At 35.3% G+C, this 25178-nt stretch carries 27 protein-coding genes; 11 read left to right on the top strand and 16 right to left on the bottom strand.

Features of this window, described 5'->3' with window-relative positions:
* Positions 1 to 95: 95 nt before the first annotated feature.
* The 5 genes from WAX74_RS12220 to WAX74_RS12200 form a co-directional block, all read right to left on the bottom strand.
* A complete protein-coding gene (locus WAX74_RS12220; protein ID WP_336497949.1) occupies positions 96 to 2033 on the bottom strand; it encodes an ABC transporter permease in 1938 nt (645 codons plus the stop codon).
* Positions 2005 to 2778, bottom strand: a complete 774-nt coding sequence (locus WAX74_RS12215) for an ABC transporter ATP-binding protein (RefSeq protein ID WP_336497948.1) — start codon at positions 2776 to 2778, stop codon at positions 2005 to 2007. Before WAX74_RS12215 ends, WAX74_RS12220 begins: the two co-directional genes overlap by 29 nt.
* A complete protein-coding gene (locus tag WAX74_RS12210; protein ID WP_336497947.1) occupies positions 2759 to 3784 on the bottom strand; it encodes a sensor histidine kinase in 1026 nt (341 codons plus the stop codon). Before WAX74_RS12210 ends, WAX74_RS12215 begins: the two co-directional genes overlap by 20 nt.
* A gap of 1 nt (position 3785) precedes the next feature.
* Positions 3786 to 4490, bottom strand: a complete 705-nt coding sequence (locus WAX74_RS12205; protein ID WP_336497946.1) for a response regulator transcription factor — start codon at positions 4488 to 4490, stop codon at positions 3786 to 3788.
* A 692-nt stretch (positions 4491 to 5182) separates the two neighbouring features.
* Positions 5183 to 6175: a lipoate--protein ligase gene (locus WAX74_RS12200; protein ID WP_336497945.1), complete on the bottom strand. Its 993-nt coding sequence runs from the start codon at positions 6173 to 6175 to the stop codon at positions 5183 to 5185.
* A 122-nt stretch (positions 6176 to 6297) separates the two neighbouring features.
* On the opposite strand from WAX74_RS12200, the gene yhfH reads away from it, so the two are divergent.
* Positions 6298 to 6423 (top strand): protein YhfH, encoded by a 126-nt coding sequence (gene yhfH / locus WAX74_RS12195; protein ID WP_082355136.1) that lies wholly within the window; start codon positions 6298 to 6300, stop codon positions 6421 to 6423.
* A gap of 94 nt (positions 6424 to 6517) precedes the next feature.
* Here the strand turns inward: yhfH and WAX74_RS12190 are convergent, their stop codons facing one another.
* The 6 genes from WAX74_RS12190 to WAX74_RS12165 form a co-directional block, all read right to left on the bottom strand.
* Positions 6518 to 8707, bottom strand: a complete 2190-nt coding sequence (locus WAX74_RS12190; RefSeq protein WP_336497944.1) for a YhgE/Pip domain-containing protein — start codon at positions 8705 to 8707, stop codon at positions 6518 to 6520.
* Between the two features lie 66 nt (positions 8708 to 8773).
* Complete coding sequence (locus WAX74_RS12185) at positions 8774 to 9343, bottom strand: TetR/AcrR family transcriptional regulator (protein ID WP_336497943.1); 570 nt, start codon at positions 9341 to 9343, stop codon at positions 8774 to 8776.
* 88 nt (positions 9344 to 9431) lie between these two features.
* Positions 9432 to 9890, bottom strand: coding sequence for a FixH family protein (locus WAX74_RS12180; RefSeq protein WP_336497942.1), 459 nt, complete (start codon positions 9888 to 9890; stop codon positions 9432 to 9434).
* Complete coding sequence (locus tag WAX74_RS12175) at positions 9887 to 11281, bottom strand: sensor histidine kinase (RefSeq protein ID WP_336497941.1); 1395 nt, start codon at positions 11279 to 11281, stop codon at positions 9887 to 9889. Before WAX74_RS12175 ends, WAX74_RS12180 begins: the two co-directional genes overlap by 4 nt.
* Positions 11278 to 11952: a response regulator transcription factor gene (locus WAX74_RS12170; RefSeq protein ID WP_336497940.1), complete on the bottom strand. Its 675-nt coding sequence runs from the start codon at positions 11950 to 11952 to the stop codon at positions 11278 to 11280. Before WAX74_RS12170 ends, WAX74_RS12175 begins: the two co-directional genes overlap by 4 nt.
* The gene (locus WAX74_RS12165) at positions 11949 to 12893 is read right to left on the bottom strand and encodes a YncE family protein (RefSeq protein WP_336497939.1); all 945 of its coding nucleotides are present in this window, start codon (positions 12891 to 12893) and stop codon (positions 11949 to 11951) included. Before WAX74_RS12165 ends, WAX74_RS12170 begins: the two co-directional genes overlap by 4 nt.
* Before the next feature lie 131 nt (positions 12894 to 13024).
* On the opposite strand from WAX74_RS12165, the gene WAX74_RS12160 reads away from it, so the two are divergent.
* The gene (locus WAX74_RS12160) at positions 13025 to 13969 is read left to right on the top strand and encodes a nuclease-related domain-containing protein (RefSeq protein WP_336497938.1); all 945 of its coding nucleotides are present in this window, start codon (positions 13025 to 13027) and stop codon (positions 13967 to 13969) included.
* A 225-nt stretch (positions 13970 to 14194) separates the two neighbouring features.
* Here the strand turns inward: WAX74_RS12160 and hemH are convergent, their stop codons facing one another.
* Positions 14195 to 15124: a ferrochelatase gene (hemH, locus tag WAX74_RS12155; RefSeq protein WP_336497937.1), complete on the bottom strand. Its 930-nt coding sequence runs from the start codon at positions 15122 to 15124 to the stop codon at positions 14195 to 14197.
* A gap of 20 nt (positions 15125 to 15144) precedes the next feature.
* The gene (gene hemE / locus WAX74_RS12150; protein WP_336497936.1) at positions 15145 to 16197 is read right to left on the bottom strand and encodes a uroporphyrinogen decarboxylase; all 1053 of its coding nucleotides are present in this window, start codon (positions 16195 to 16197) and stop codon (positions 15145 to 15147) included.
* A 202-nt stretch (positions 16198 to 16399) separates the two neighbouring features.
* Here hemE and WAX74_RS12145 point away from each other — a divergent pair, with 202 nt between their 5' ends.
* Together WAX74_RS12145 and WAX74_RS12140 are read left to right on the top strand one after the other, a co-directional pair.
* The gene (locus tag WAX74_RS12145; RefSeq protein WP_336497935.1) at positions 16400 to 16888 is read left to right on the top strand and encodes an antibiotic biosynthesis monooxygenase family protein; all 489 of its coding nucleotides are present in this window, start codon (positions 16400 to 16402) and stop codon (positions 16886 to 16888) included.
* A gap of 59 nt (positions 16889 to 16947) precedes the next feature.
* On the top strand, positions 16948 to 18114 hold the full coding sequence (locus tag WAX74_RS12140; protein WP_336497934.1) for a M20 metallopeptidase family protein: 1167 nt from the start codon (positions 16948 to 16950) through the stop codon (positions 18112 to 18114).
* A 32-nt stretch (positions 18115 to 18146) separates the two neighbouring features.
* Here the strand turns inward: WAX74_RS12140 and WAX74_RS12135 are convergent, their stop codons facing one another.
* Both WAX74_RS12135 and WAX74_RS12130 read right to left on the bottom strand, forming a co-directional pair.
* The gene (locus WAX74_RS12135) at positions 18147 to 19343 is read right to left on the bottom strand and encodes an ABC transporter permease (RefSeq protein WP_336497933.1); all 1197 of its coding nucleotides are present in this window, start codon (positions 19341 to 19343) and stop codon (positions 18147 to 18149) included.
* Positions 19327 to 20076 (bottom strand): ABC transporter ATP-binding protein, encoded by a 750-nt coding sequence (locus WAX74_RS12130; RefSeq protein WP_336497932.1) that lies wholly within the window; start codon positions 20074 to 20076, stop codon positions 19327 to 19329. Before WAX74_RS12130 ends, WAX74_RS12135 begins: the two co-directional genes overlap by 17 nt.
* 120 nt (positions 20077 to 20196) lie before the next feature.
* On the opposite strand from WAX74_RS12130, the gene WAX74_RS12125 reads away from it, so the two are divergent.
* The 6 genes from WAX74_RS12125 to WAX74_RS12100 all read left to right on the top strand — a co-directional run bounded on the left by WAX74_RS12125 (position 20197) and on the right by WAX74_RS12100 (position 23603).
* Entirely contained in the window at positions 20197 to 20622 is a 426-nt protein-coding gene (locus tag WAX74_RS12125) for an HIT family protein (RefSeq protein WP_336497931.1), read from the top strand.
* A gap of 115 nt (positions 20623 to 20737) precedes the next feature.
* On the top strand, positions 20738 to 21262 hold the full coding sequence (locus tag WAX74_RS12120) for a tryptophan transporter (protein ID WP_336497930.1): 525 nt from the start codon (positions 20738 to 20740) through the stop codon (positions 21260 to 21262).
* Between the two features lie 99 nt (positions 21263 to 21361).
* Positions 21362 to 21736 (top strand): YtxH domain-containing protein, encoded by a 375-nt coding sequence (locus WAX74_RS12115; RefSeq protein ID WP_336497929.1) that lies wholly within the window; start codon positions 21362 to 21364, stop codon positions 21734 to 21736.
* A gap of 414 nt (positions 21737 to 22150) precedes the next feature.
* Positions 22151 to 22711 (top strand): HTH-type transcriptional regulator Hpr, encoded by a 561-nt coding sequence (locus WAX74_RS12110; RefSeq protein ID WP_413788963.1) that lies wholly within the window; start codon positions 22151 to 22153, stop codon positions 22709 to 22711.
* Between the two features lie 91 nt (positions 22712 to 22802).
* On the top strand, positions 22803 to 23348 hold the full coding sequence (locus WAX74_RS12105) for a DUF3267 domain-containing protein (protein ID WP_336497927.1): 546 nt from the start codon (positions 22803 to 22805) through the stop codon (positions 23346 to 23348).
* A 69-nt stretch (positions 23349 to 23417) separates the two neighbouring features.
* The gene (locus tag WAX74_RS12100; RefSeq protein ID WP_053588336.1) at positions 23418 to 23603 is read left to right on the top strand and encodes a hypothetical protein; all 186 of its coding nucleotides are present in this window, start codon (positions 23418 to 23420) and stop codon (positions 23601 to 23603) included.
* Between the two features lie 113 nt (positions 23604 to 23716).
* Here WAX74_RS12100 and WAX74_RS12095 read toward each other — a convergent pair whose 3' ends face one another.
* A complete protein-coding gene (locus WAX74_RS12095; RefSeq protein ID WP_336497926.1) occupies positions 23717 to 23827 on the bottom strand; it encodes a YjcZ family sporulation protein in 111 nt (36 codons plus the stop codon).
* A 136-nt stretch (positions 23828 to 23963) separates the two neighbouring features.
* Here WAX74_RS12095 and WAX74_RS12090 point away from each other — a divergent pair, with 136 nt between their 5' ends.
* Positions 23964 to 24893 carry a peptidylprolyl isomerase gene (locus WAX74_RS12090; protein ID WP_336497925.1) on the top strand — a complete coding sequence of 310 codons (930 nt, stop codon included), beginning with the start codon at positions 23964 to 23966 and terminating at the stop codon, positions 24891 to 24893.
* Positions 24894 to 25178: the final 285 nt, after the last annotated feature.

Below are 25178 nucleotides of genomic sequence, written 5' to 3'. Positions count from 1 at the left end.
CATTCATTTCCCCACTATTTATTATATAAAAAAAGTTTTGATTATTCAATCATAATTAAACAAAAAAAGCATCATATAACATGATGCTTTTTCGCTCAAGAGATTTGAATATGGGCTATATATCTCCACCGAATTAAGTAAAAATAAGATACTTGGATTACGGTGAATGCAATTAAAACGAAGAGCATTTCTTTTGCAATGGAAACAGCGGCCAAGTCTACCCAAACTGCTTGTAAGTAAATAAACGAAAAGGTACTATGCACCATTGCAAGCCCCCATGGTAAAAAGAATTGAGGAATCAATTGCCTATTAACAATTTTTACTAGCTCGTGATCCGTTACGCCCATTCTTCGAAGGACGTCATATTGTTTCTTATCTCTCTCTAGATCGGTGTACAATTTAAAATACACAAAGCTTCCGGCAGCTAGTAATAGCACTGCTGCAACAAGTAATCCCGTAAATAGTAACAATGAAAATGTCGCACGAATGATGGAATAATTTAAACCAGGATTAACAAAATAAAATGGATTTGGATTTACTTCAGAAGTTCCAATTGATTCTACCATTACTCTATCAATATCTGCTCCTACTTCCTTTGTTCTTAGCCACTCTGGAACATGAAATGCATAAAATGTCGTCATAGATTCTTTTAGTCCAAATCCAGAAAGTGGCTCTGTCACTAGTTCAAAATCTTCGTCGCTTATTATTAGTGATCTATGCTTTATTGCTAATGATGGGAATATATAATTTTCAAATTCCCCTATTATTTGAATGGGCACACTGCTCTCTTCTAATACCGTTTGTTCCTCATGCGGGCTAAGACTTCCTATGTCTTCTTGTGTGTTTGGTACTAATATTGCTTCCCCTTGTGTCAAATCAACTAAAGGTATTTTCAATGAAAGCGCTAAGCTATTTACTTCTGATTCTTTTATTACATTTACTTCTTCGTGTGAGCTGGAAGAAGTTTGCTTTTTCACATTAAATTTTACAAGCTCGTATGATAAGTTTTCTCTTTGTAGCTCTTGGGATAGCTTCATAATATGTTCTTTTTCAAAAGGGTTGTCCCAATCACTAGAGTAAAAAATACTGATTGGATTTAACTCACGATATTGTGTAGTAAAGGAAGTAAATGAAGTCACAACTCCAACTGATAAAAAAGCGATTGTTGATACGATTGTTACGACAAAAAACATCCTCGCATTTTCTCGAATTTTAATCGACCCATCCGCAAAAACAATTAAATGAAACGGACGCCAATAAAAGGATTTTCTCTTCCGAATTTGGTTGATTATTAACAACATACTATCCGTGAAAAACAGGTAGGTACCTACGATTGCAAGGGTAATGATAACAAACGTAATCCAAAAGGTCATTTTAAATAAAGAAATTACAACTAGACTATAGGCAGTAAAAAGCAAAACTAATCCTAAAATCGCTTTCCATTTTTCATACGCTACTTGCTCATCATCTTTCCAGTATCCTTTAAGCAATTGTATAATTTCTTTTTTACGAATGAAAACAACGCTGCTGATTGAAATAATAATAAATAAAGATAAAAACACAACGATTGTTAGTGTAAATGGTTTCCAAGATAGATAAAGAGGTAGGCTATCTAACAAAAACAACTCTCTTATTACCATAAAGAAAAATTTAGAGAAAGCAAAACCCCAAAAGATCCCTACAGTAATGGATATAGCTCCTAGAATCATTGTTTCTAAGAAAATCAAACGATTTAATTGTGATTTCTCCATACCTAAATTCAATAACAGCCCAAACTCTTTAGATCTAGCTTGTAGGAAGGCACTCATAGAATAAAACAAAAAGAACAATGTAAAAATAATGAGGATAATTTCTGCAATAAGCATCCCACCAAATGCAATATCTCTTAAGAATTTATCCTCAATATTCGGATGAAACATTAACATGGTATAAATAAAAAATACCATTACCGAGAAAATACTTGCCATAAAGAAGGCAGCATAAACACGACTATTTCGAATTACATTATGATAAGCGAATTGTTGAAAGGTCATTTACATTTCCACCTAATAAAGACAAAATATTTAGTATGCGTTGGAAAAATGTTTGTCTTCGGTCATCTTTATATATTTCGTTAAAATATTCTCCGTCTTTTATAAAGAGCACTCGATCGCAATAACTTGCTGCTATTGGATCATGTGTCACCATTATAATCGTTGTTTTACTTTTTTTATTTACTTGTGTAAGTATTTCAAGAACGTCCTTAGCTGATTTGGAATCTAGATTACCGGTTGGCTCATCTGCCAGTATAATCCCAGGTTCATGGATGAGAGCACGTCCTATTGCAGTTCTTTGGGCTTGCCCCCCGGAAATTTCGGAAGGTCTTTTTTCTAAAATCGATGATAAATCTAAATGCTTTGCAATTTCCTCTACCCTCTGTTTCATCACTTCTAAAGGCTGCCCATCAAGTGTTAAAGGTAAAACCATATTTTCTTCAACTGTTAATGCTGGGAGCAAATTGAAGTCTTGAAATACAAAACCAAGCTGTCTTCTCCGAAAAAGTGATAAATCATTCTTTGCTAGTTGTAGAGGATTTGTCCCATCGATTAAAATGTTTCCTGAAGTTGGACGATCGATTGTAGAAATAATATTCAGTAATGTTGTTTTCCCACTACCAGAAGGACCCATCACCGCAAGGAACTCACCTTTTTCCACCTCAAAACTCAGTTGATTGATGGCCAGATGAGCTACCTTTCCTTCATATACTTTCGTCACTTCATCAAGCATTAATATCGACATGATTCTCGCTCCGTTCTTCTTGTTCTTGCTGTTTAAACATGATAGAGACAGTAGTTCCTTCTCCTACTTTAGTAGATATTATCATTTCATGCCCTAAACGATTGCAAATTTCTTGAGCCAAGTATAAACCCATTCCAGTTGATTCTCCTGTTTTCCGCCCATTTTCTCCAGTAAAAAACGCTTTTGTAACCCTTTTTATATCCGAAGCTGGTATACCTATACCTTCATCACGAACGGAGAACACAATCTCATTGTCTTTTTTGGTCGATTCAAAATAAACCTTTTTATTTTTCTCAAATGTATATTTCACTGCGTTCGTCAAAAACTGTGCGATAACAAAATGTATCCATTTTCTATCTGTTGTAATCATACAATTGTCCCCAATTGAAATAACCGGGAACACATGATGACCAATGAATAATCGTTTATTCTCTGAAACAACTTGTGTAACTATTTGTTTCAAATCTACTTGCTCTATTTGCATATCCTCTTCGAAAGTATCAAGCCTTGCATTCATCAAAACTGCTTCTAGCCCTCTTTTCAACCGATCTGTTTCTTCTGACACACTTACTGAATCAACCATTTCTTGGTTCTGTATCATAAGCTCTAAAACAGAAATAGGGGTTTTCATTTGATGAACCCAACTATTCATAAATTGCAAATGCCTATTTTGCGTTGCATATAATAGCTGCACTTCTTTCTGATAAAGTCGGTAAATATGTTGAAGATACAATTCCACCTGTTTAATTTCCGGTGATTGTGCTTCTCGTTGTAGTACAACCTCAATCTTTGTTGGCACGGAAAGAATCTTTTTATAAAAAGTATATTTTTTAACAAATAATGCTCCTAAAAAGCTGATGGTCAATATACTACTAATAACAATTGAGTAGATTGCTGTATCCACATTACGAAAGCCATCTAACCAGTATAAAAGCATAATAAATAATACTAATAAAAACTGAAAGATTAGAAAGATTGAATGTTCCCGTATAAATAAACGAAACATATTAAGATTCCTCCGCACTTAATATCAATCGATAGCCCGCTCCTCGAACAGTTTCAATTGTCGTTGTTACGTTGTAATCAGCAAGTTTTTTACGAACTCGTGTCATATTAACATTTAAGGTATTTTCATCAACAAAGGATTGGTCATCCCATAGATCCTCAAGCAACTTTTCTCTTGTTACTAGCTTTGGATAATTTCTCATAAGCAAGTCTAATATCGTACATTCTTTCTTTTGCAAAGGTATTTCCTCAGAAGGTGTGTGGAGTTCCATTCTTTCTAAAAATAACTGAAGCTTCCCTACTTTTACTATTCGTTCTTCCTGCTTCGCTGCATATTCACCATATGTTCTTCTTAAATGGCTTCGTATTTTCGCCAGGACGATTTCATAATGAAAAGGTTTCGTTATAAAATCATCTCCTCCATTTTCAAGCGCAAATACCTGATCCATTTCGCCTGATCTTGCAGAAACAAAAATAATCGGGCAGGTTGTAAATTGACGAAGCTGACGGCACCAATAATAACCATCATACGAAGGTAAATTTACGTCTAATAATATAATATGAGGATCAAAATTTTGAAACTCCTCGATAATGTTGTCAAATTCCTGAATTGTATGTACTTCATAATGATATTTCCGTAAAGTATCTGCAAGTAATGCAGCAATTTTGCGATCATCTTCTACTACTAAAACTCGATGTACCGTCACTTGAATCCTCCTCAACAAGCAATCTCCCTCTATCATATCATAAAGAAAAGCGACAGCACATTTGAAGACTAAACTGTAATTAAAATGCATAATTTCCATTTTAAAATTAGGCTCTACTTTGTTTTTAAAGAAGTTAGCTTTGATACAGGGATGAGCGAATGCCGATCATCCTAGTAACATCCGATGAAAAGGAAAAAGTTGAATGAAAGAAGTAAACGTGCCCTATGAGACAGATGGATGCGTATGCGCAAACAGCGGCTCATGCGGACGTGCGGCCAGCGAGAATGCTTATAGTCGGTGGTGTATCTACTTAGAAATTTCGGAGACACGGATGTGCGCTTGCCGCACGCTACGCATGAGCCTCCGCAGGATGAGTCGTTCCTCGTCACTCCCAACATCCTTTACGGGGTTTCATTCTTCGCGCTCTTGCGGCTTTAAGGCGCACATCCTGAAACTTCTGTTTATACAGTAAGAAGTAATCAAGATTGGCATTTGAACTATTTATTGTCAAACATTCATAGACGTGCCGTATGAGACAGAGAAATGCGCTTGCGCATGCAGCAGCTCATGCGGACGTGCGACCAGCGCGAATGCAATAGATTAGTGTTGTTATCTTTCATATGATGAAGTAAGACAATTTTATAATATAAAAAAGCCTAACATAGTCAATATGTTAGACTCTTCAACAAATATTAATAGATGAGCTGTACTAATTCCTCTTTTGAAATACCACCAAAGTATTTTGGTACATCGATTGGTTCAAGTGCCTCTTCTATAGCTTGTTTACTATATGGCTTGCCGACTAATAGTTTTTCTACTTCTGCCATATCACCGACACCAAAGAAATCCCCATAGATTGTCACTTCTTCCATAATGCCTTTATTTACTTCTAATCGAACATCGACACCACCAGTTGGAAAACGGTGGGAATGTTTTATATTAAATTTCGGCGATTTACCGTAATTCCAATCCCATTGTTGATAACGTTCTTCCGAAAGCTTATGGATGTTTGTCCAATCTTCTTCTGTAAGTTCCCAATATTGAACATTATCAGCTCCTCCAAATATAGAGGCAAGAATTTCTAAGCGAAATTGTTCAATTGTCATCGGGTCTTCCATTAACTCGGATATATTTGTCACTCGGCTACGAATTGATTTAATTCCTTTAGACTCAATTTTTTCTTTACTCACCTTTAAGGCTGATACCACAGCATCGATTTCCGTATCGAACATTAAGGTACCATGACTGAACATTCTTCCACGTGTAGAATATTGTGCATTTCCAGAGATTTTTTTTCCTCCTGCCAATATATCATTACGCCCAGAAAGCTCCGCTGTCACTCCCATTTTACCAAGTGCATCTATCACTGGTTGTGTAAATTTTTTAAAATTGCGGAAGCTTTCCCCGTCATCTTTTGTTATAAAACTATAGTTTAGATTTCCAAGGTCATGGTACACTGCACCACCACCCGATAGTCTGCGAACAGGGATAATCCCATTATTCTCTACAAATTCTGTATTAATTTCTTCCACTGTATTTTGATTTCTTCCAATGATAATGGAAGGCTGATTTATGTAAAACAAAAGAAAAGAATCCTTCTCAACATCCATTGTTTTTAAAGCATACTCTTCAATTGCAAGGTTAATTCGTGGGTCCGTTATTCCTTTATTATCAATAAAATACATGATCATCTCTCCTTTAGAACTATTTTAACAAAAAACAGAGGAATGTGTTGACAAATGATTCTGTGTTATATTACAATCAATACAACTTAAACAGTTATATAACAGATGGAGGTGGAACAACTATGTTAGAAAACGTAATTGAATTTTTCCGTAACCTGCCTGAGAAAAAATGCGCTACATGCGGCGAAACAATAGAAGAACAACATGAGTGCTATGGTAATCAATGTGATAATTGTAATTCCATTTAATTTTTTTAATAAGCCAGCTAGATTATTCCCCGTTCTAGCTGGCTTTTTTTCATGAGAAAACCGCCTATTCTTTTAAAGAATAGGCGGTTTTTTTTTATACTTCAGCTGTTTGTTTGGAATGTCGTTTTGAAAACAATAACATAAAATAACCAAATGTTAATGCCAAGCAAACAACCATGAAACCAATTAACACACTATTATTAAACCAGAAATGACTTATATCACCTGAAGAAATAGCCGCTTTAAAAGCTTGAACTGAATAAGTCATCGGTAATAATTTGTTAAAAAATTGTAATGGCTCTGGAAGTAATTCTAATGGGAAAGTTCCAGCGCTAGTTGTTAACTGAAGAATTAACACAATGATCGCTAAAAATCTTCCCGGATCACTGAAAACAGAAACGAACAACTGAATTATCGCTAAGAAAGTAAAGCTAGTGATGATTGCAGTTAAAATAAACATACCTACGCTTTGCGTTTCTAGTTTTAATGCAAATAATGCAATTATAACTACAATAAGTGATTGGATAATCCCAACAACAGCAAGAACCGTAACCTTACTTGTAAACCATTTTGCTCCACTTGAAGGAGTAATAGCTGGTTGTACGAATGGGAATACAATAGAAATGAGTAACGCGCCAACAAATAAACCAAGTGATAAGAAATATGGAGTGAATCCTGTTCCATAGTTTGGAACTGCATTCACTTCTTCTGTATTTACTTCAACTGGTGCGGCAATCATATTAAATGTATCATCTGTAGCACTTACTTCTCCCACTTCTTTACTAGCATCATTAAGACTAGATTGCAGCGTATTTGTACCTTCTACCAAAGCTTTTGTTCCATCTGCTAGTTTTGTAGAACCAGCTGCTAGTTCTCCAGATTTATCTGCAAGTGTACCGGTTCCAGTTTGTAGTTGTGTGGAACCAGCTGCTAATTGATTTAATCCACTAACCAAGCTATTTGAACCAGTATAAGCTTGTTGAATTCCAAATTGAAGTCCTTTCATTTTGGCTGCTATTGTACTTGTTCCAGTTGCTAAACTTGACGAGCCTTCTACTAACGCAGTAGAGGATTCATTTAATTTTGATATACCTTGTTGAGCCTGTGAATAACCAGCATTTAGTTGTTCAGCTCCATCATACACCTTAGCTGTACTACTCTCCAACGCAGTTGTACCACTTGCTAGTTTTTCTAACCCAGTAGAAACAGTCGAACTGCCAGTCTCCAGTTGTTTCAGTGATTCTTTTAATTCAATAGCCTGTTCTTCTGGCAGTGCGGCACTTAGTTGTTCCAATTGTTTGGATAATGCTTGTATCCCAGCTGTCACATGTGTTGAACCTTGTGCTAATTGTGCAGCACTTTCATTTAAAGTTGCAGAACTACTTTCTAATTGGGCTAATGACGCTAACAAAGTCTTGTCTTTTTCACTTAATAATTGATAGCTTTCATTTAGCTTCGCTATTCCTTCTGTATACTGCTGAACACCTGCTTGTAATGATTCAGCTCCTGTTGCAGCTTGACTTGCGCCATCTGTAAGTTGTGTTGAACCATCAGACAATAGAGAGAGACCAGTATTTAATTGAGTAGAACCTTCTGCAGCAGTTTGTATTCCTGAATTAACTGTTGTCGTTCCCTCTCTAAGCTCTATCGTACTGCTTGCAAGTTGCTCTAGATATCCTTTTAAATCACTTGCTCCATTATTAAGTTCAGAAGCACCATCTTTTAATTGACCTGCTCCGTCTGAAGCTTCAGCAAACCCGTCTCCAAGTTTGTTAATAGAAGAAAAAAGTTGTTCTGCATAAGTAGTCGTCACTTCTTCATTCACCTGTGCACGAATGCGTTCCATTGCAGTGGCACCAATTTGAGAAGCTAAAAAGTTATATCCTTCATTTGCTTTGTACGTAATAACCATTTTTTCTGGTTGTTCCTCTAATAAAGTCGTTGCATGCTGCGAAAAATTACTTGGTATTTCAATTAATAAATAATAATCTTGATCTAATAAGCCTTGTTCTGCTTCTTCCTTGGAGAGAGATTCAAAATTAAATTGTTCACTATCAATAAGCTTATCTGTTAATGTTTCACCGAGAGCCAGTTTCGCCCCATTGTAATCTGCACCTTCATCACTATTAACAATTGCCACTGGTAAATCACTCAATTTTGCATAAGGATCCCAAAATGCCCATAAAAACATGCCCGCATACAAAACTGGTATAAATAACACCGCAATAATTGAAACCAATACTTTACGGTTTTTAATGATCGCTTTCCATTCTGCTTTTATCATTTTTTCTCCCCCAAAACTAATTGACTTAATTGTTCATTTAGTCATTTTTCTTCAAAAAAAGGAGTCTCAAATTATGAGACTTCGAAATATAGTATCCTGAATAATAGTTGAAATTTCATCTTCCGATAAAGATTCGTCATGAGTTAAGTTCCAATCATTCACAAGAGCAAGATACGTTTTTAATAACAAATATGCTACAAGCTCACTATTAACTTGTCGAATTTCTCCTTTTTCTATATATTTATCAATTTTTTCTTTTACAAACAAAACAATTGCTTGTTCCACTTGCTGGACTACTTGTTGGACGGTAGGTGTTCGTAATTCTTTTTCTTCATCAATTATTTTTACGAATAGCTGATGCGTTTCTCGAAACTCCAACATTTTCATCAATGCTGCGTGAGCATTTTCCTGAAATGAACCATCCTCTTTAATCGCATTTGTAGCCTCATGTTTCATTTCAGCTATCATTTGAAGAACAATTTCTTGAAAAAGGACTTCTTTGTTTTCAAAAAATGTATAAATGGTTCCTTTTCCAACGTTTGCAATTTTTGCGATTTGATCCATTGTTGTAGCTTTATAACCGAAAAGCGAAAATGATTTCGTTGCTGCCGTTAATATTTCCTGCTTCCGATCCATCGATTACACTCCTAAAGAAAAATGACTAGAAAACCTTTTTGGTCATCTAGTCAGTATAATACACTCATTTAATTTTTTTAGCAAGTATTTATTCGTGATGCATAGAATCATCACTGTCATCTGGTTTTACTTTACTCATGTCAGGATTCCCGACCTTTAATTCTTGTTTCGGCATAATATGAAGGCCACGAGCTGTTGTGTGGGCAAATATATAGTAGACACCGTCATGATCAAAAGTATAATCAGCTTCATATACGCCGTCTTTAGTGAAAGTACCTTCTAACATTTCACTTTGTTCACGCATCCCAGACTCCCATACTTCAAATTCCACCTTATCCGCATCATTTACAGCTTCTCCACCTTGAGAAACTTTTGCAGAAAGTGTAATTTCCTCTCCAACAGGCAATGTCTCTTCTGTTTGTATTTCTACAACAACCTCTTCTAAAGTACCTTCATTATGTGAACCTTCGTCATGTGTTGTCTCTTTAGAAGAACAACCTACTAATACTAAAGTAACTAATGCAAGTATCGCTAAAATATTTTTCATTCGAATGAATCCTCCCAAATAGGTAATGTAATGTATGCAGTCGTTCCTTTTCCAACTTCACTTGTAAATTCTAGCTTTCCATTTTGAACTGTAACTAATCGTGACGCAATAGAAAGTCCTAATCCTGTCCCCCCGTCTGAACGACTTCTTGCTTTATTCACACGGTAAAAACGCTCTGTAATATGAGCTAAGTGTTCTTGTTCCATACCGCATCCTTCATCCTTAACTTCAATTGTTGTATCCTTTTTTGTCATTCTATTGCTAATGCTTATAGTTGACTGCTTTGGCGAATAATGAATTGCATTTTCCAAAACATTTATAAAAATTTGTTTTGTTTTCTGTTCATCCACATTTAGAATGGTATCTTCATCGACCGTTACAATAAATGATATTTCTTTTTGATAGGCGGTAGATTGTACAAGTTGAATTACTTCACGTATTGCCTCTGCCAAAACGATCGGTCCAGTTTCGACATCTTCTTCATTTTCTGCTCTAGCAACGGTTAGTAAATCATTTGTTAATTTTTGCATTCGATCTGCTTCACGAACGATCAGTTTATATATCTCTTCTTTTTTCTCTTCTGATATAAGCTTTTGTTCAAAAGCTTCTCCATACCCTTTAATATAACTAATGGGTGTTCTTAATTCATGCGAAACAATGGAAAGGAAATCTCGCTTTTTTTCATCTTCCTCCTGTATAGAAGCTGCCATTTGGTTAAAGGTTTGTGCGAGCTCACCGATCTCATCTTGAGATTCTACTTTCACTCGAGTAGTATAATTACCACCTGCCATCGAAATAGCTGCTTCCTTTAGCTTTGCCAATGGTGTTAACACTTTCTGTAGACTTTTTAAGCTGATATAGGCCATTCCTATTAACAGTAAAGATACGATCCCAATTAAAAAGACAACATCTTTTGAAGCCATTTCGGTTATTTTCGTTAATGGTACATATAAATAAATAATTCCTTCTAACCGATTTTCATCGACAAGAGGATAAATAACCGAAACGACTTCTCGATCAAACCTACTTTCAAATCCTCTTTTTGTAACAGAATTACCGGCAATTAACTCGGCTCGCTCTTCTGCTCCTATTAAACTGTCATAATCGATATCGAAAGGAAGGCATGCACTTAATTCTCGTGGATTACGAACAGTAAAAGCTTCTATATTCGAAAAGCGATTATACTCTTCTGTTTGTTTAATATATTCATCTGTGACTACTCCACCATCATATGTTTGCTGTAAATTTTCAGCAACTTCTTTCATAGAGTTCTCCGTATATTGTACATACAGCTCTTCATAAAGAAAATTTGTAAATATAACTAAGAAAACAATGGTAGTTGCAATAAAGACAAGAAGCAGCATCCAAATTTTAAAGGATAACTTTTTCATTCTATTACCTCAAAACGATATCCAATTCCCCAAACTGTTTCAATGTATTTTCCAGCAACTTCTCCTAGTTTCAGCCGAAGGGTTTTTATATGCGTATCAACAGTGCGTGTACCACCTTCATAGTTAATACCCCAGAGTAATTCTAGCAGTTGTTCCCTCGAGAATACCTTTCCTTCATTCTCCATGAATAGATAGATGAGTTCATATTCTTTCAAGGTAAGGGCAATTTTTGAGTCATCTCTCTTTAATTGTCTGGCAGCAATGTCATTTACTAATATTCCCTTTGTTATCGTATCACTAGTGGAGGAATATCCGGTTCTTCTAAGGATTGCATTGATTCTAGCAGTTAATTCGATTGCCGTGAAAGGCTTAACAACATAATCATCTCCACCAAGCTGTAGCCCTTTTACTAAATCACTCTTTGCATCGAGCGCTGTCAAGTAAATTATAGGAACTTCAGAAAACTGACGAATCTCTTTGCAAACAGTAAACCCATCCTTTTCAGGCATCATAACATCCAATAGAATAAGATCGATATCTTTACTTCGAAGAAGCTCAATTGCTTCATTCCCATTTTCAGCTTGGATTACTTGGAGGCCAGCCATCTGTAAATGCATTTCCACTAGTATACGCATTTCCTGTTCATCATCTACAACTAATATCGTCGTCATTTACTCGCCTCCCTCGTGATCAACTGAAAAGGTCCCTTACCTACAGGAACCTTCTTTATTACTTCTCCGTTTTGCAAAAAGTGGATTTGATGGTCGTCATATCCTGCTACTACAAGGCTTTCGTCAAAAGTTGTAATGGAGAAAGGATTTGCTCCTACTTTTATAGATGAAACCAGTTCTCCCTCTTTAGTAAATTTATAGACATAATTGTTTCCATGACTAACGGTATAAATAAATCCATTTGATGCCTCCACAAAATCTATAGGCATCATTGGTGCTTCCATTTCTCCCTGCAGTTCTCCGCTCTGAATATTGTACTTGCTAATAACTTTATTTGCCTGGCTTCCTTCACCATGACCACCTATCCAAAGCTCGTTATCATTCAAATGAATACCATGTGAAGATTTTGGAATATCCCAATTAGAAACTAATTTTAAATCATTTAAATTGTATACGGATAATAGTGTATCTTTGAAATTGATAACATACAAATTCTTATTATCCGCAATCATCGACATTGGATATCGACCAGCATCTGCTTTCGCTATTCGATTACCTTGTTGATCGAATGAAGTAACAGTATTTTCCTTCCCATTCGCTACAAAAATAGTCTCATCAACCGCATATGCAAAAGTAACTCCTTCATGGACGGGATAAGTTGCGATTAGTTTTCCCGTAGAAATTTGAAAAAGTTCTGCTTCTTCTAATGTGTAACCATATAAAAATATGTAATCATCAGAGACAAGTTCAAATCCAGTATAGGCCTTGTCCAACTCCCAAGTTTCTAGAGATTCAAGATTTTCAGAAATAAAGTTAATGGATGGCTCCAATGTGTTTAAGCTTGCTACAAAATCAGTAGACGAATCAATGGGTGGAAATGTTTTATCCGAGCATGCTCCCATCACTCCACATAAAAATAATAATCCTACTATTTTTCTCATCAAATTCGCCTCCTTTTTATCCATTTTAGCCGAAACCTGTGAAAAAAGATTGAAATACAGTGTAAAATCGTTTCAAAATGAAATTGTCACAATTAGGAGATAATTTCTCCCTCTGATAGAATAATGGAAAGGTGGTGATATCAATTATTTCTCGTACTCCTTCGTTATCTCAAATAACACTGACTCGACTCCTCATTAGACTTCATGCTTCCCATCCTAAAAGAAAAGAAATAAGCGAGCAATCAAATAAAATCGAAGCAGGATTTGCAGGAGAGCAACTAGTGGATAGAAGTATTTTAGAAATAGAATTTCCCAAAGACCTATGTATTTTTCCTGATCTTCAGTTAAAGATTCACGAGCATCTTTTCATACAGTTAGATACTTTAATTATTACAAGAAAGTACTTTCTCATTATAGAAGTAAAAAATATGGTTGGAACGATTACTTTTCAAAAGCATCAAGAACAAGTTATTCGCTCTTTAGATGGTGTTTCAACTGCTTTTGAATGTCCAATCATACAAACAAATAGGCATATTTATTCTCTTGAACGATTGGGAATTCCCCTTCCAATTTTCAAAGGAATAGTATATTCTTCAAACCGTGTCATTTTAGAAAATGTTCCCCCAGACGAACCTATATTCTTTCGAAAAAATCTCCCAATGTTCATACAGAGCCTTAACAAAAAAGAAGACCTCGTAAACACAATCCAATTTAAAAAAATAATAAATAATATTCAATCGAGGCAAGTAGTCTTTCAACGGAAAGCTCTATGTGACCAATGGAAAATAAATCCTTCTACTCTAATCAAAGGCTTGTTTTGTAAAAACTGTTCGACCGTCTTATCCAAATTGACAAATAAAACTTGGAAATGCACACAATGTGAAGCAGTCGATCTGAATCCTATCAAGCATAATATCGATGACTATTTTTTATTAATTAAAGACTCTATTAGTACTGCCGAATGCAAAGATTTCTTTGGTTTATCTTCTTCCCATGAAGCCTACTATATGTTGAAAAAATGCAATTTAATTAGTGTCAATCACGGTAAAAGAACAGTATATCGGAAAAAAGTGTGATTTTCTGAGATTCGCCCGGGATTTTCTGAGATTCCTCGAGATTTTCTGAGATACACCCGGGATTTTCTGAGATTCCTCGAGATTTTCTGAGATCCCTCGAGATTTTCTGAGATCCCCCGTGATTTTCTGAGATACGCCCGGGATTTTCTGAGATTCCTCGAGATTTTCTGAGATCCGAATAATAAAAAACCTCTAGCGAGAAATTCGCTAGAGGCTTAACAAAAATTAGGCTTTAATATGTTTCAATACGACGTCTGCCATTGCATCGATGAAAAGAGGTTGATCATTTGGCATAGCTGGTCGTACATAGGTTGCGCCGATTTCGTCACAGACCACTTTACATTCGTAGTCATTATCGTATAGCACTTCTAAGTGCTCTGCTACGAATCCAACTGGAGTATAAACGAATGAAGTGAATCCTTTTTCTTCATGTAATTCACGTGTTAAGTCTTGTACATCTGGACCAATCCATGGGTCTGGAGTTTGTCCTGCACTTTGCCAGCCTACCGCATAATTTTTCACACCAGCTGCTTTTGCAATTAAGTCAGCAGTTTCTTTCAATTGATCTGGGTATGGATCGCCCAGCTCTTTAATTTTTTCTGGTAGGGAATGCGCTGAAACAATTAGACATGCTTTTTCACGTTGTTCTTCAGACATCGCTGAGAATGCTTCACTTACTTTTTCTGTCCAGTATTGAATGAATTTAGGCTCGTCATACCAGCTTTCTACAGAAGTTATTTTCAAGTTACCTAGTTTTTCAGCTTCTTCTTTAATTCGACCGTTATACGATTTAATCGAGAATGTTGAAAAGTGAGGAGCCAATACCATCGAAACTGCTTCTGTAATACCATCTTTGTGCATTTGAGCAACTGCATCTTCCAAGAAAGGCTCAATATGCTTTAGTCCAATGTAAAGTTTAAATTCAATTTCATCTTGTACTTCATTTAAACGATTGCAAAGCCCTTTTGCTTGGTTTTCTGTAATTTTAGCAAGTGGAGAAATACCTCCGATTGCTTTATAGCGTCCTGTTAAGTCAGCCAATTGCTCTTCACTTGGTTTACGTCCATGACGAATATGTGTATAGTAGCGTTCAATATCTGCTTCTTCATATGGAGTTCCGTATGCCATTACTAATAATCCCATAGTTTTTTTCATTCGTATCACCTCTAGAAAGTTTAGTTAGATTTCGCTGCAATTAATTCTTTACTGTATTCATGTACAAATGTCGTCAAACGTTTCAGCGTATCAGGATCCACTTCAGGGAATACACCATGTCCAAGATTAAAGATATGTCCTGGATTTGCAACTCCTTCTTCAACAATCACTTTTGCACGTTTTTCGATTTCTGCCCAATCTCCGATTAGATAAGAAGGATCTAGGTTCCCCATAAGCGTTTTCGTTAATCCTTTTGCACGAGCTTCTTCAATTGATAAACGCCAATCTATTCCGACTACGTCCACCGACAAATCATGCCATTCCATCGCTAGGTGACTAGCTCCAACACCAAATGTGATTAGTGGAACACCTGTCTCACGAAGCTCATTGAAAATACGAGTCATTACTGGTTTAATGAAAATACGATAATCTGCTACGTTTAAAGCTCCAACCCAGGAGTCAAAAATTTGAATCATTTTAGCTCCAGCTTTGACTTGTGCTTTGATATAAACAATGATCATATCAGCTAGTTTGTCCATTAGAGCAAACCACGCTTGAGATTCAGAAACCATAAATGCTTTCGTTTTGTTATAACTTTTAGATGGGCCACCTTCAATCATGTAACTTGCCAAAGTAAAAGGAGCTCCTGCAAATCCGATTAGTGGAACATTTAATTGTTCAGTTGTTAGCAGTTTAATCGTTTCTAATACAAAAGGTACGTCATCCTCTGGAGATAAGTCTCCAAGATTATGTACATCCTGCACAGTTCGAATTGGATTCGAAATGACTGGGCCTACACCCGCTTTAATTTTTACATCTATTCCGATTCCAGTTAAAGGTGTTACGATATCTTTATATAATATCGCAGCGTCTACATTGTAATTTTCCACTGGAAGACGTGTTACATAGGCACATAATTCTGGCTCATGCGTAATCTGTTCTAACGAGTATTTTTCTTTAATTTTTCTATACTCTGGTTGTGAACGACCAGCCTGCCTCATGTACCATACTGGTGTGTGATCTACTGCTTCTCCACGAGCCGCACGTAGTATTGTATCGTTAAAAGTTGACATTCCCTTTTCCTACCTTTCTTCTATATAACTGTACCCTGTTCAATATACGTCTCAACTATAGACGTTCTCTTGCTTATTGTATATAAATATAGTGTAATTGTCATAAATTTGTCCTGCATTTCCAGTCTTTAATTTGAAATAGTGTTTTTAATTTGACTTTAAGGGGAAAAGTATAATCAATTAAGAAGTGGAGGTTTTTAATATGAACTTTTATATAACATCTGGAACACCCGAATTTATGGAATCAATCAAAAAGAAGCATCCAAGAGAAGAGTTGTTTCTTTTGCATGGTGTAGGTAACTCTGTTTTGATTCATGAAACATCTGGTAAGTCTGTCTTTCAAGTACCTCGTAAATATGAAATACTCGAGTCTTATGGAAATTTTTTAGAAAAAGGATATTTCGTTTTACAACACATACCTCTTTCAGATGAAGGACGTCCTATATTTGAATTTCAGTATACTAAATTAACCGCTACACTTGAAAAAGAACCTGGTTTTATCGCCCTTCGCGTGCTAAAACCTCTGAAGTCTGATACGTATATCATTTTAACAGAATGGTCTGGACCAAACAGCTTTGAAGTATGGAAAAAGTCAAATCCTTTAAATTTTGATCATGTAGCAGATAAGCAAAAGATTTTCACAAGTGCCCCTTATGTATCTACCTATAAATCAATCCCCGAAGAAGCTTGAGATAAAAGCTTCTTCTTTTCTGTTATAATGAAACAAAAAGAAATATGGGGGCGAGGATTTTGACAACAGAGTTAATAAACAAATTAGAAAACTCTTTTGACGATATGGTTTCTATTCGACGTTATTTACATATGCATCCTGAGGTATCCTTTCAAGAAACAAAAACAGCAAAATATATTCAAGACTTTTATACAGAATTAGGAATCCCTTTCCAAGCTAACGTTGGTGGAAATGGTGTCGTGGCAAGAGTTAAAGGTGCACTTCCTGGTAAAACGGTAGCACTACGCGCTGACTTTGATGCACTACCAATCCAAGATGAAAAAGATGTTCCATACAAATCAACAGTTGCTGGAGTAATGCATGCTTGCGGACATGATGGCCACACAGCCTCATTACTTATTCTTGCTCGATCATTGAATGAATTGAAGGACCAATTGTCTGGTGAATATGTTTTTATCCATCAACATGCGGAAGAATATGCGCCTGGTGGAGCTAAACCGATGATTGATGCAGGGTGTTTAGAAGATGTCGACGTTATTTTCGGTACGCATTTGTGGTCATTAACACCACTTGGCACAATTGAATATAAATCCGGACCTATTATGGCAGCTGCCGACCGTTTTCATATAACTATTCAAGGTAGAGGTGGACATGGTGCCAATCCTCATCAAGCGAAGGATGCAATCGTTGTCGCTTCTCAGCTAGTTGTAAACTTGCAACAACTTGTCTCTAGAAGAGTAAATCCAACAGAAGCTGCTGTTTTATCAGTTGGTTCGTTTGTTGCTGAAAATGCATTCAATATTATTGCAGACTCTGCAAAGCTTTCGGGCACTGTTCGGACATTCAATGCGGAAGTTCGAGATTTGATGGAAAATGAGCTAGAACGTGTTATTAAAGGAACATGTTTGACAGCAGACTGTACATATTCATTTAATTTTGACAGAGGGTATCCGCCAGTTATTAACCATAAAGCAGAAACAGAATTTCTAGCGTCTATAGCAGATGAAATTCCCGGCGTCGAACAGGTTCAAGAATCTGAGCTCCTCATGATTGGCGAAGATTTTGGCTATTATTTAGAAAACATTCCTGGAACATTTTTCTTCACAGGGGCTATGCCTCAAGGTGAAGTCTTCCCACATCACAGTCCGAAGTTTGACTTTGATGAACGCGCGATGCTAATCGCTGCTAAAACTTTAGGAACCGCTGCAATTAATTATCAAAAATAAAAAGAAGGCTGTCAGCTACGACAGCCTTCTTTTTATTTCTTACTCATTCGAAGTGTTACTTCAGATATTACATATATCGCCAGTGGTACTATAAGCATGAGGTTAGTAAATTCTGAAAAAATTAAGATAGCTAGCAAAACCAATAACGCCTGTACAAACTGTATGATGCGAAGTAATCTATTTACAGCTATTTTTCTAGCATTCGAATCTATTGGAAATAGCAAATCCATTCGAAATTCATGTCCTGAAAGAAGGGCATGCTGTATTTGAATAGCAGATGCAAATGCTAAGGCACCAGTGAAAATAATTGCCACAATAGGGAACGGTATAAAAATAGCCCCTATTACAGATAAAAAGGTTAATCTAACCCATAAATAAAAATAATCATCAGTTCGAATAAATGTACGCAACACTAAATAAAACTGAGCATTTTTTTGTGTATATGGCGCGAGTTTATAAAATACATCCAACCATTTTCTTCTTTTCTTCTTACCTCTAATATGTGGGACATCAGTAAACATATTGGCAAATCGGTAAAAACGCATCATCCGTGATTGTTCAACTTCTATAAAATGGTCAAATGGATATGCGACTTCTTTCTTTTTCTTTTGCCAAACTATAAGATATATTAAGCCAATTACAGCTGCTCCAATGGATACTATATAGTAACCACTCATAAGAAAGTAAAATACAGAGAATATTAAAAGAAATCTTACAAAACGATCTACCCAAACGTACTTACCAGTTGCAGCCCATCGATAATTAAATTCCACTTGAATGCTCCATTTTTTTAGCACAAGTAAAATTATAAATAAAATTAAAATCTCATTTTTAGAAAGACCGCCTATTTTAGTAAGCAATGGAATTGTAACAACAAAAACCGCTACAGAGACAAAGACACTTGAAAAATATGTCCATCTTAAAGCAAGCTTGAAATAATCAGGTAGTTTTGTCTCCAAAGGAAGAAAATATACTCCATCAGCATGTTTCATTAATGTTACGGGAGGACTTATCGTTAAAAACAAACTTAAAACAAAAGCTACAAGTAAAAAAGCCGGGAAATCAGATGGTGCAGTTTTTAACCATTCACTATAAGCATATCCTGCTGCTCCAATAGCAAAAACAAAGACAACCGCAATATGACCAGTTGCAATATATTTTAAGTATTTCTGCAACTCATTTATATAAAAAACAAACCGTTTATTCCATACTTCACGCAAATTTTTCATCGTTTTGTTCCTTCGTCATCTCGATATATAAATCATCTAGTGTCGCATAAGGCATATTAAAAACTGCCCGCAAATCATCCATTGTCCCTTGTGCTCTAATTTTCCCGTTGTGTAAAAGTAAGATTCGATCACAATATCTTTCTGCAGTAGACAAGATATGAGTGGACATTAGTACGGATGCTCCCTCGTCTTTTCTTGCTTTCATTTGATCTAAGAGTGATTGTATTCCTAATGGATCTAATCCCACAAATGGTTCATCGATAATATATAGTGAAGGACTCACTAAAAAAGCACACATAATCATTACTTTTTGACGCATCCCTTTAGAAAAATGTGAAGGAAACCAGTTGAGTCTTTTTTCCATACGAAACTCTTTTAACAAAGATTCCTTTCGTGCCTCAAAAACAGATGGGTCTAAGTTGTAAGCCATAGCTGTCAATTGCAAATGCTCCGTTAAAGTTAATTCATCATATAACACAGGTGTTTCTGGAATATAAGAAAAAGAAGAACGATATAATTCCGGGTCTTCTTTCATTGTTTTTCCGTTTAATCGAATGTCACCTTGTGCAGCGTTCATCGTGCCAATAATATGCTTAATCGTTGTACTCTTCCCTGCGCCATTCAGTCCAATTAAACCAACTAATTCTCCTTTACCAATCGAAAAAGTCAGGTCATGTAAAACTGGCTTCCTTGTATAGCCACCTGTTACATTATTTACTTCTAATACTGTCATTTCTGCACCTCATCTCTAATTAATAGTTTACCAAAGCTAGTAGGAAAAATCTTCTTTCATCCACCCCAATCTATATATTATATGGTAAACTCATCGTAAGAATGAATAGGAGGTTTTTTCATGAGTGAATGTATTTTTTGCAAAATAATTGAAGGTTCTATTCCTAGTGCTAAGATTTATGAGGATGAGCATGTTTACGCCTTTATGGATATAATGCCACTGACAAAAGGCCACGCACTTGTAATTCCAAAAAATCATAAAGAAAATGTGTATGATTTATCGGAAGAAGAAGCAAGTAATTTATTTAAAGTAGTTCCTAAAATCGCTTCTGCTTTAAAAGATGCATATGGCCCAGTAGGTATGAACCTATTAAACAATAACGGGGCGCCTGCTGGACAAAGTGTATTTCATTTCCATTTACACTTCATCCCTAGGTACGATCAAACAGACGGATTCCGTGCCACATGGAATACAAAAGAAAAAACTTTTACCCCAGAAGTTATCCAGGATTTGGCGAAAGAGTTGTATGAAACACTAAAAAATTAGTTGCATTTAGGTTCAAAAAGACTTACAATCTATTTAAGTTTCTTGCTTGCGGTCAAGAAGATACGCTAGAGGAATCTTACAAATAGAGCTTAGATAAGCTGAGGAGAGATGAGAATTGAATACGAAAAATTTAGTATTAATGTCCCTACTAGTAGGTGTAGGTGCAGTTCTTTATATTATTATCCCTGGATTTAATGGTGGGATGAAACCAGATTTCATGCTAACTATGATGTTTATCGGTATATTATTATTTCCAGAGATTAAAAGTGTATTTTTACTTGGAATTTCTACGGGTATCATTTCGGGATTGTTTTCTACATTCCCAGGAGGTTTTATTCCGAACGTTATTGATAAAAGCGTAACAGCATTTGTTTTCTTTGGTTTAGTACTATTACTTAATAAATACGCTAAAAAATTACCTGTTGCAATTGCACTAACATGTGTAGGAACGTTAGTTTCTGGAACTGTATTTTTATCAAGTGCGATTTTCGTTTTTGGAGCTAGTGCATTATTTGGAGAGTTATTTGTATTAGTAGTACTTCCGGCAATCGTTATAAATGCCGTCGCTTTCTTCGTCATTTATCCGATTATTGGTAAGCTATTGAAAAGATCCAAATTTGAAACTGCCTTAACAATTTAAATTACTTGCTTTCCTTTTAATAGGAAAGCTTTTTTTGTACCTTAAATTATGTTTTAATTAGTGAAAGGAAAGGAATAATACATACAAAGGGGTGATGAAATGAAAGTTTCACAATTTTTAATTGGCATTGCCACTGGTGCAATTGCAGGCTCGGTTTCCGTTCTTCTTTCGACTCCACAATCCGGCAGTGAACTTCGATCTTCGCTAAAAACGACTTCACTGGATTACAAGGACAAGCTTAAGGAAGTTCAAATAAAACTACAAGATTTAAAAAGTTCTATAAGCCAGTTGAGTAAAGCGTCAAAGGAAGTAGTACCTGAAACAATCGAGGGCTTTAAAAAGGATATCACGGAATGGAAGAACGAAACCACTCCACTTCAGCATCAACTTCAAGCTGAGATTCAATCTATTCAACTAGCAATTGAAGAATTAGAAAAAACTTTGCCAAAGCCAAAAGAAAAAGTACTTAATTAATAAAAGAGGCATGCATTTAGTCCATTAGCTGATTAAACGCATGTCTCTTTTTTTAAAGTAAAATCACGGATAAAATTTTTGCCTCCGCACGATGAGGCACTCCTACGGCATGTGTGTAGCACTTCTTATAAATTACCTTGATATAGTAAAAAAAAACAAACCTAGTATTTGCTACACAAAACTGTTAAATATCGATAATTTAATAGAATCTCCTTTTCTTGATATTTATGCCGGCGTTTACTAGCTCTAATCCTATAGATAGTGATGTACCCTTAGACATCTTTCTTTATAAACTATGATTTTTTAACATAACATTTTAAAAAAATATTATATTTTGAATAATATTATATTTCAACTTACTTCCTTTATTGCTATAATATTCGAAAGAAAAGAATCGAGAAAGAAGGGTTGGACATGACCGAACAGTTTTATACGATGAAAGAAGCAATGCTTTACAGTCAACGAATCGCTCAGCTTTCCAAAGCACTTTGGAAAGCTGTAGAAAAAGATTGGCAAGTTTGGATAAAACCTTATGACTTAAATATTAATGAACATCATATCTTATGGATATCGTATCATTTACAAGGAGCAACTATATCAGAAGTCGCTAAATTTGGAGTTATGCATGTTTCTACAGCGTTTAACTTTTCAAAAAAACTAGAGGAACGTGGACTTCTTTCCTTTTCTAAAAGAGATACAGACAAAAGAAACACTTACGTGGATGTGACATCAAAAGGAAAAATTTTATTAGAAGACATGTATCGAAATTACCATGATACTCCTCACTCTGTTATTGAAGGATCTCTTCCGATGAAAGAGCTCTATGGCAAATTTCCAGAATTCATGGATGTGATGGCTGTCATTCGCAATATTTATGGTGATGACTTTATGGAAATATTCGAACGTTCTATTAAAAATATTGATGAAACTTTCACAAAAAATGTAGTAACTGCAAGAGATGAAAGCGCTCTATAATTTTTAATATTTTCCCTATTGCTTTTTACATGGAAACATCGTATTGTATGTATCTGAAAGATATTTACTTACGTATAGGAGATGCATACACTTGCATTGCTGGAAAACAATTAATGTGAAAAAACAATATGGCTTAGATCGTCTTTTTCTTTTATCTTCTTTGCTCGTTATAACTGTTTTTTCTTTCGCATATGTTTTGTTAGGGATTATTAATGATTCCACCAAATCCGATAATTACTTTTGGGTATTCATACTTACTTTTTTAAGTATTTATCCAATCCATAAGCTTTTACATTTTATTCCTTTATTTCGTTATAGAGATAAAGTAAAATTATTGATAAATAAGCAATATGGCTTTTTGCCAATTGTTACTTTGCGTGTAATCGAACCAATTAATAAGAAAAGATTTATTTTTTCACTATTAGCGCCGTTTATTTTTCTTAATCTATCGCTACTTATAGCTGCTCTATTAGTTCCTATGTTTGCTCATTATTTTACTATGTTATTAGCCTATCACTGTGGAATTTGTTTAATAGATTTAATTTATGTAAAAAATTTAAGTAAGTCACCTAAACAAGCACTTATTGAAGAAACAGATGCTGGTTATGAGATATTAGTAGTTCCAGCCCAACCTTAACAATATCTACTACTTGTAAACTATGTTCCTTCTTTGATATGCTTACTAGTATATGAAGGGAGATTAGACATGATTATTTTTACGTTGATTCTATTCTCAGCATTTTACTTGATACAAATCAATCGAATGACATTTGCTTTAGTAATGTCAAAAGAAATTCCAGAAGAAAAACATCCAAAGATTTTTCGTACCATTAATATATTGATTACGATACTTCTTGTTAGCTTCTACGTGGAATTAGTTTATACAGTATAAAAGAAAAAATTGACCCAAATCATGTAAATGATGCTGGGTCATTTCTTTTAATTAAAAAAAAGGATGAAAAGAAGAACCAAGATCGTTTTTAACGATCTTAGTCCGCCCTTTCATTAGTAGATGAACGCTGCCCCTACAATGATCAAAAGAATAAATAAAACAACAATCAAAGCAAAGCCAGAGCCAGAGTTGTTGTAACCACCGCTATTATATTGTCCTCCCATTTTGAACACCTCCTTTTCAATGTATCCTATGCGATTTTGAAAAAAAACGGTAGGCAAATGAATGGGAACCATTTTTGTTTTTATTTCGTTTATGTTATAGTAACTACTGTGCACGAAGAAGTTAGGAGAGAAAATAATGAAAAAAACAGTATTGTCATTTACACTTGCAGCATCAGTCCTTGCACTAGGTGCATGTAGCAATGATTCAGCAGATAACAGTGAAGTAATTGCTACTTCAAAAGTTGGAGATATCACACAAAACGACTTATATGAAGAAATGAAATCATCTATCGGTGACCAAGCATTTCAACTTCTTATGATTGAAAAAGTACTTGATTCTAAGTATGATGTGTCGAAAAAAGAAGTAGACGCTCAACTAAAAGCTGATAAAGAGCAATTAGGCGAAAACTTTGAAGCGATGATTGCCCAACAAGGTTATACAGAAGAATCATATAAAAAGTACTTAGAACTTAACTTATTGCAAGAAAAAGCTTTAATTGAAGATGTAGACGTTACAGAAGAAGAAGTTAAAGCGAAATATGAAAATATTAAAAACGAAATTAATGCTCGTCACGTTTTAGTTGCAGATGAAGAAACTGCTAAAAAGGTAAAAAGTGAACTAGAATCAGGCAAAGACTTTGCTGAAGTAGCAAAAGAATATTCTACTGAACCTGCAGCTCAGCAATCTGGTGGAGAATTAGGTTGGTTTGGTAAAGGTGCGATGGTACCTGAATTTGAAGAAGCAGCATTTGCATTAGAAAAGAATGTAATTAGTGAACCAGTTCAATCACAACATGGTTTTCACATTATTGAAGTAACGGACAAGCGCACAATCAAAGAATCATACGAAGATAAAAAAGCGGAACTTGAGAAACAATTAAAGCTTGAAAAAGCAGATACTTCTACATTGTTGACTAAAGTTGCGAAAATGATGAAAGACGCAGATATCAAAATTAAAGATGAAGACTTAAAAACTGCGTTAGATCAATTTTTAACTGCTGCTGACGCTCCTGCAGAAAAAGAAGCACCAGCAGAAGAAGATACAACTACTGATAGTGAAAAATAATATAATAAAGCGTAAAAGCGTTAGTTCTTACGCTTCAGACTATAGACAAACTCTTAAGACTTTGAGTTTATCTATAGTCTTTTTTCTTTAATAAAACATTTGATTAAATAGAATTGGGATTTCAGTTCCCCACGGAAAAAGAATGCCAAAGCGATAAATTCTCTTAGTGGCTATGTGATAGACCCCTGAAAAATACATAAATAATGACAAAAGGTATCGAGAGACAACCTCTCGATACCTTTTGTCGACAATTTAAAGCGTAATAGCATTTAGCCTTTACGCTTT

Origin of the sequence: Psychrobacillus mangrovi (assembly GCF_037104765.1) — a bacterium.
GTDB lineage: Bacteria > Bacillota > Bacilli > Bacillales_A > Planococcaceae > Psychrobacillus > Psychrobacillus mangrovi.
The sequence above is the reverse complement of the archived record's forward strand: the minus strand, read 5'-3'. Positions and strand labels throughout refer to the sequence as shown.

What these genes read in the sequence shown, in the direction of transcription:
- WAX74_RS12125 (WP_336497931.1), top strand. Translation starts at nt 20,197, where the DNA reads ATGAGTGAATGTATTTTTTGCAAAATAATTGAAGGTTCTATTCCTAGT.
- hemE (WP_336497936.1), bottom strand. Translation starts at nt 16,197, where the DNA reads ATGTCAACTTTTAACGATACAATACTACGTGCGGCTCGTGGAGAAGCA.
- WAX74_RS12165 (WP_336497939.1), bottom strand. Translation starts at nt 12,893, where the DNA reads ATGAGAAAAATAGTAGGATTATTATTTTTATGTGGAGTGATGGGAGCA.
- yhfH (WP_082355136.1), top strand. Translation starts at nt 6,298, where the DNA reads ATGTTAGAAAACGTAATTGAATTTTTCCGTAACCTGCCTGAGAAAAAA.
- WAX74_RS12100 (WP_053588336.1), top strand. Translation starts at nt 23,418, where the DNA reads ATGATTATTTTTACGTTGATTCTATTCTCAGCATTTTACTTGATACAA.
- WAX74_RS12110 (WP_413788963.1), top strand. Translation starts at nt 22,151, where the DNA reads ATGACCGAACAGTTTTATACGATGAAAGAAGCAATGCTTTACAGTCAA.
- WAX74_RS12135 (WP_336497933.1), bottom strand. Translation starts at nt 19,343, where the DNA reads ATGAAAAATTTGCGTGAAGTATGGAATAAACGGTTTGTTTTTTATATA.
- WAX74_RS12175 (WP_336497941.1), bottom strand. Translation starts at nt 11,281, where the DNA reads ATGAAAAAGTTATCCTTTAAAATTTGGATGCTGCTTCTTGTCTTTATT.
- WAX74_RS12115 (WP_336497929.1), top strand. Translation starts at nt 21,362, where the DNA reads ATGAAAGTTTCACAATTTTTAATTGGCATTGCCACTGGTGCAATTGCA.
- WAX74_RS12130 (WP_336497932.1), bottom strand. Translation starts at nt 20,076, where the DNA reads ATGACAGTATTAGAAGTAAATAATGTAACAGGTGGCTATACAAGGAAG.
- WAX74_RS12170 (WP_336497940.1), bottom strand. Translation starts at nt 11,952, where the DNA reads ATGACGACGATATTAGTTGTAGATGATGAACAGGAAATGCGTATACTA.
- WAX74_RS12200 (WP_336497945.1), bottom strand. Translation starts at nt 6,175, where the DNA reads ATGTATTTTATTGATAATAAAGGAATAACGGACCCACGAATTAACCTT.
- WAX74_RS12185 (WP_336497943.1), bottom strand. Translation starts at nt 9,343, where the DNA reads ATGGATCGGAAGCAGGAAATATTAACGGCAGCAACGAAATCATTTTCG.
- WAX74_RS12095 (WP_336497926.1), bottom strand. Translation starts at nt 23,827, where the DNA reads ATGGGAGGACAATATAATAGCGGTGGTTACAACAACTCTGGCTCTGGC.
- WAX74_RS12210 (WP_336497947.1), bottom strand. Translation starts at nt 3,784, where the DNA reads ATGTTTCGTTTATTTATACGGGAACATTCAATCTTTCTAATCTTTCAG.
- WAX74_RS12180 (WP_336497942.1), bottom strand. Translation starts at nt 9,890, where the DNA reads ATGAAAAATATTTTAGCGATACTTGCATTAGTTACTTTAGTATTAGTA.
- WAX74_RS12220 (WP_336497949.1), bottom strand. Translation starts at nt 2,033, where the DNA reads ATGACCTTTCAACAATTCGCTTATCATAATGTAATTCGAAATAGTCGT.
- WAX74_RS12145 (WP_336497935.1), top strand. Translation starts at nt 16,400, where the DNA reads ATGAACTTTTATATAACATCTGGAACACCCGAATTTATGGAATCAATC.
- hemH (WP_336497937.1), bottom strand. Translation starts at nt 15,124, where the DNA reads ATGAAAAAAACTATGGGATTATTAGTAATGGCATACGGAACTCCATAT.
- WAX74_RS12190 (WP_336497944.1), bottom strand. Translation starts at nt 8,707, where the DNA reads ATGATAAAAGCAGAATGGAAAGCGATCATTAAAAACCGTAAAGTATTG.
- WAX74_RS12215 (WP_336497948.1), bottom strand. Translation starts at nt 2,778, where the DNA reads ATGTCGATATTAATGCTTGATGAAGTGACGAAAGTATATGAAGGAAAG.
- WAX74_RS12090 (WP_336497925.1), top strand. Translation starts at nt 23,964, where the DNA reads ATGAAAAAAACAGTATTGTCATTTACACTTGCAGCATCAGTCCTTGCA.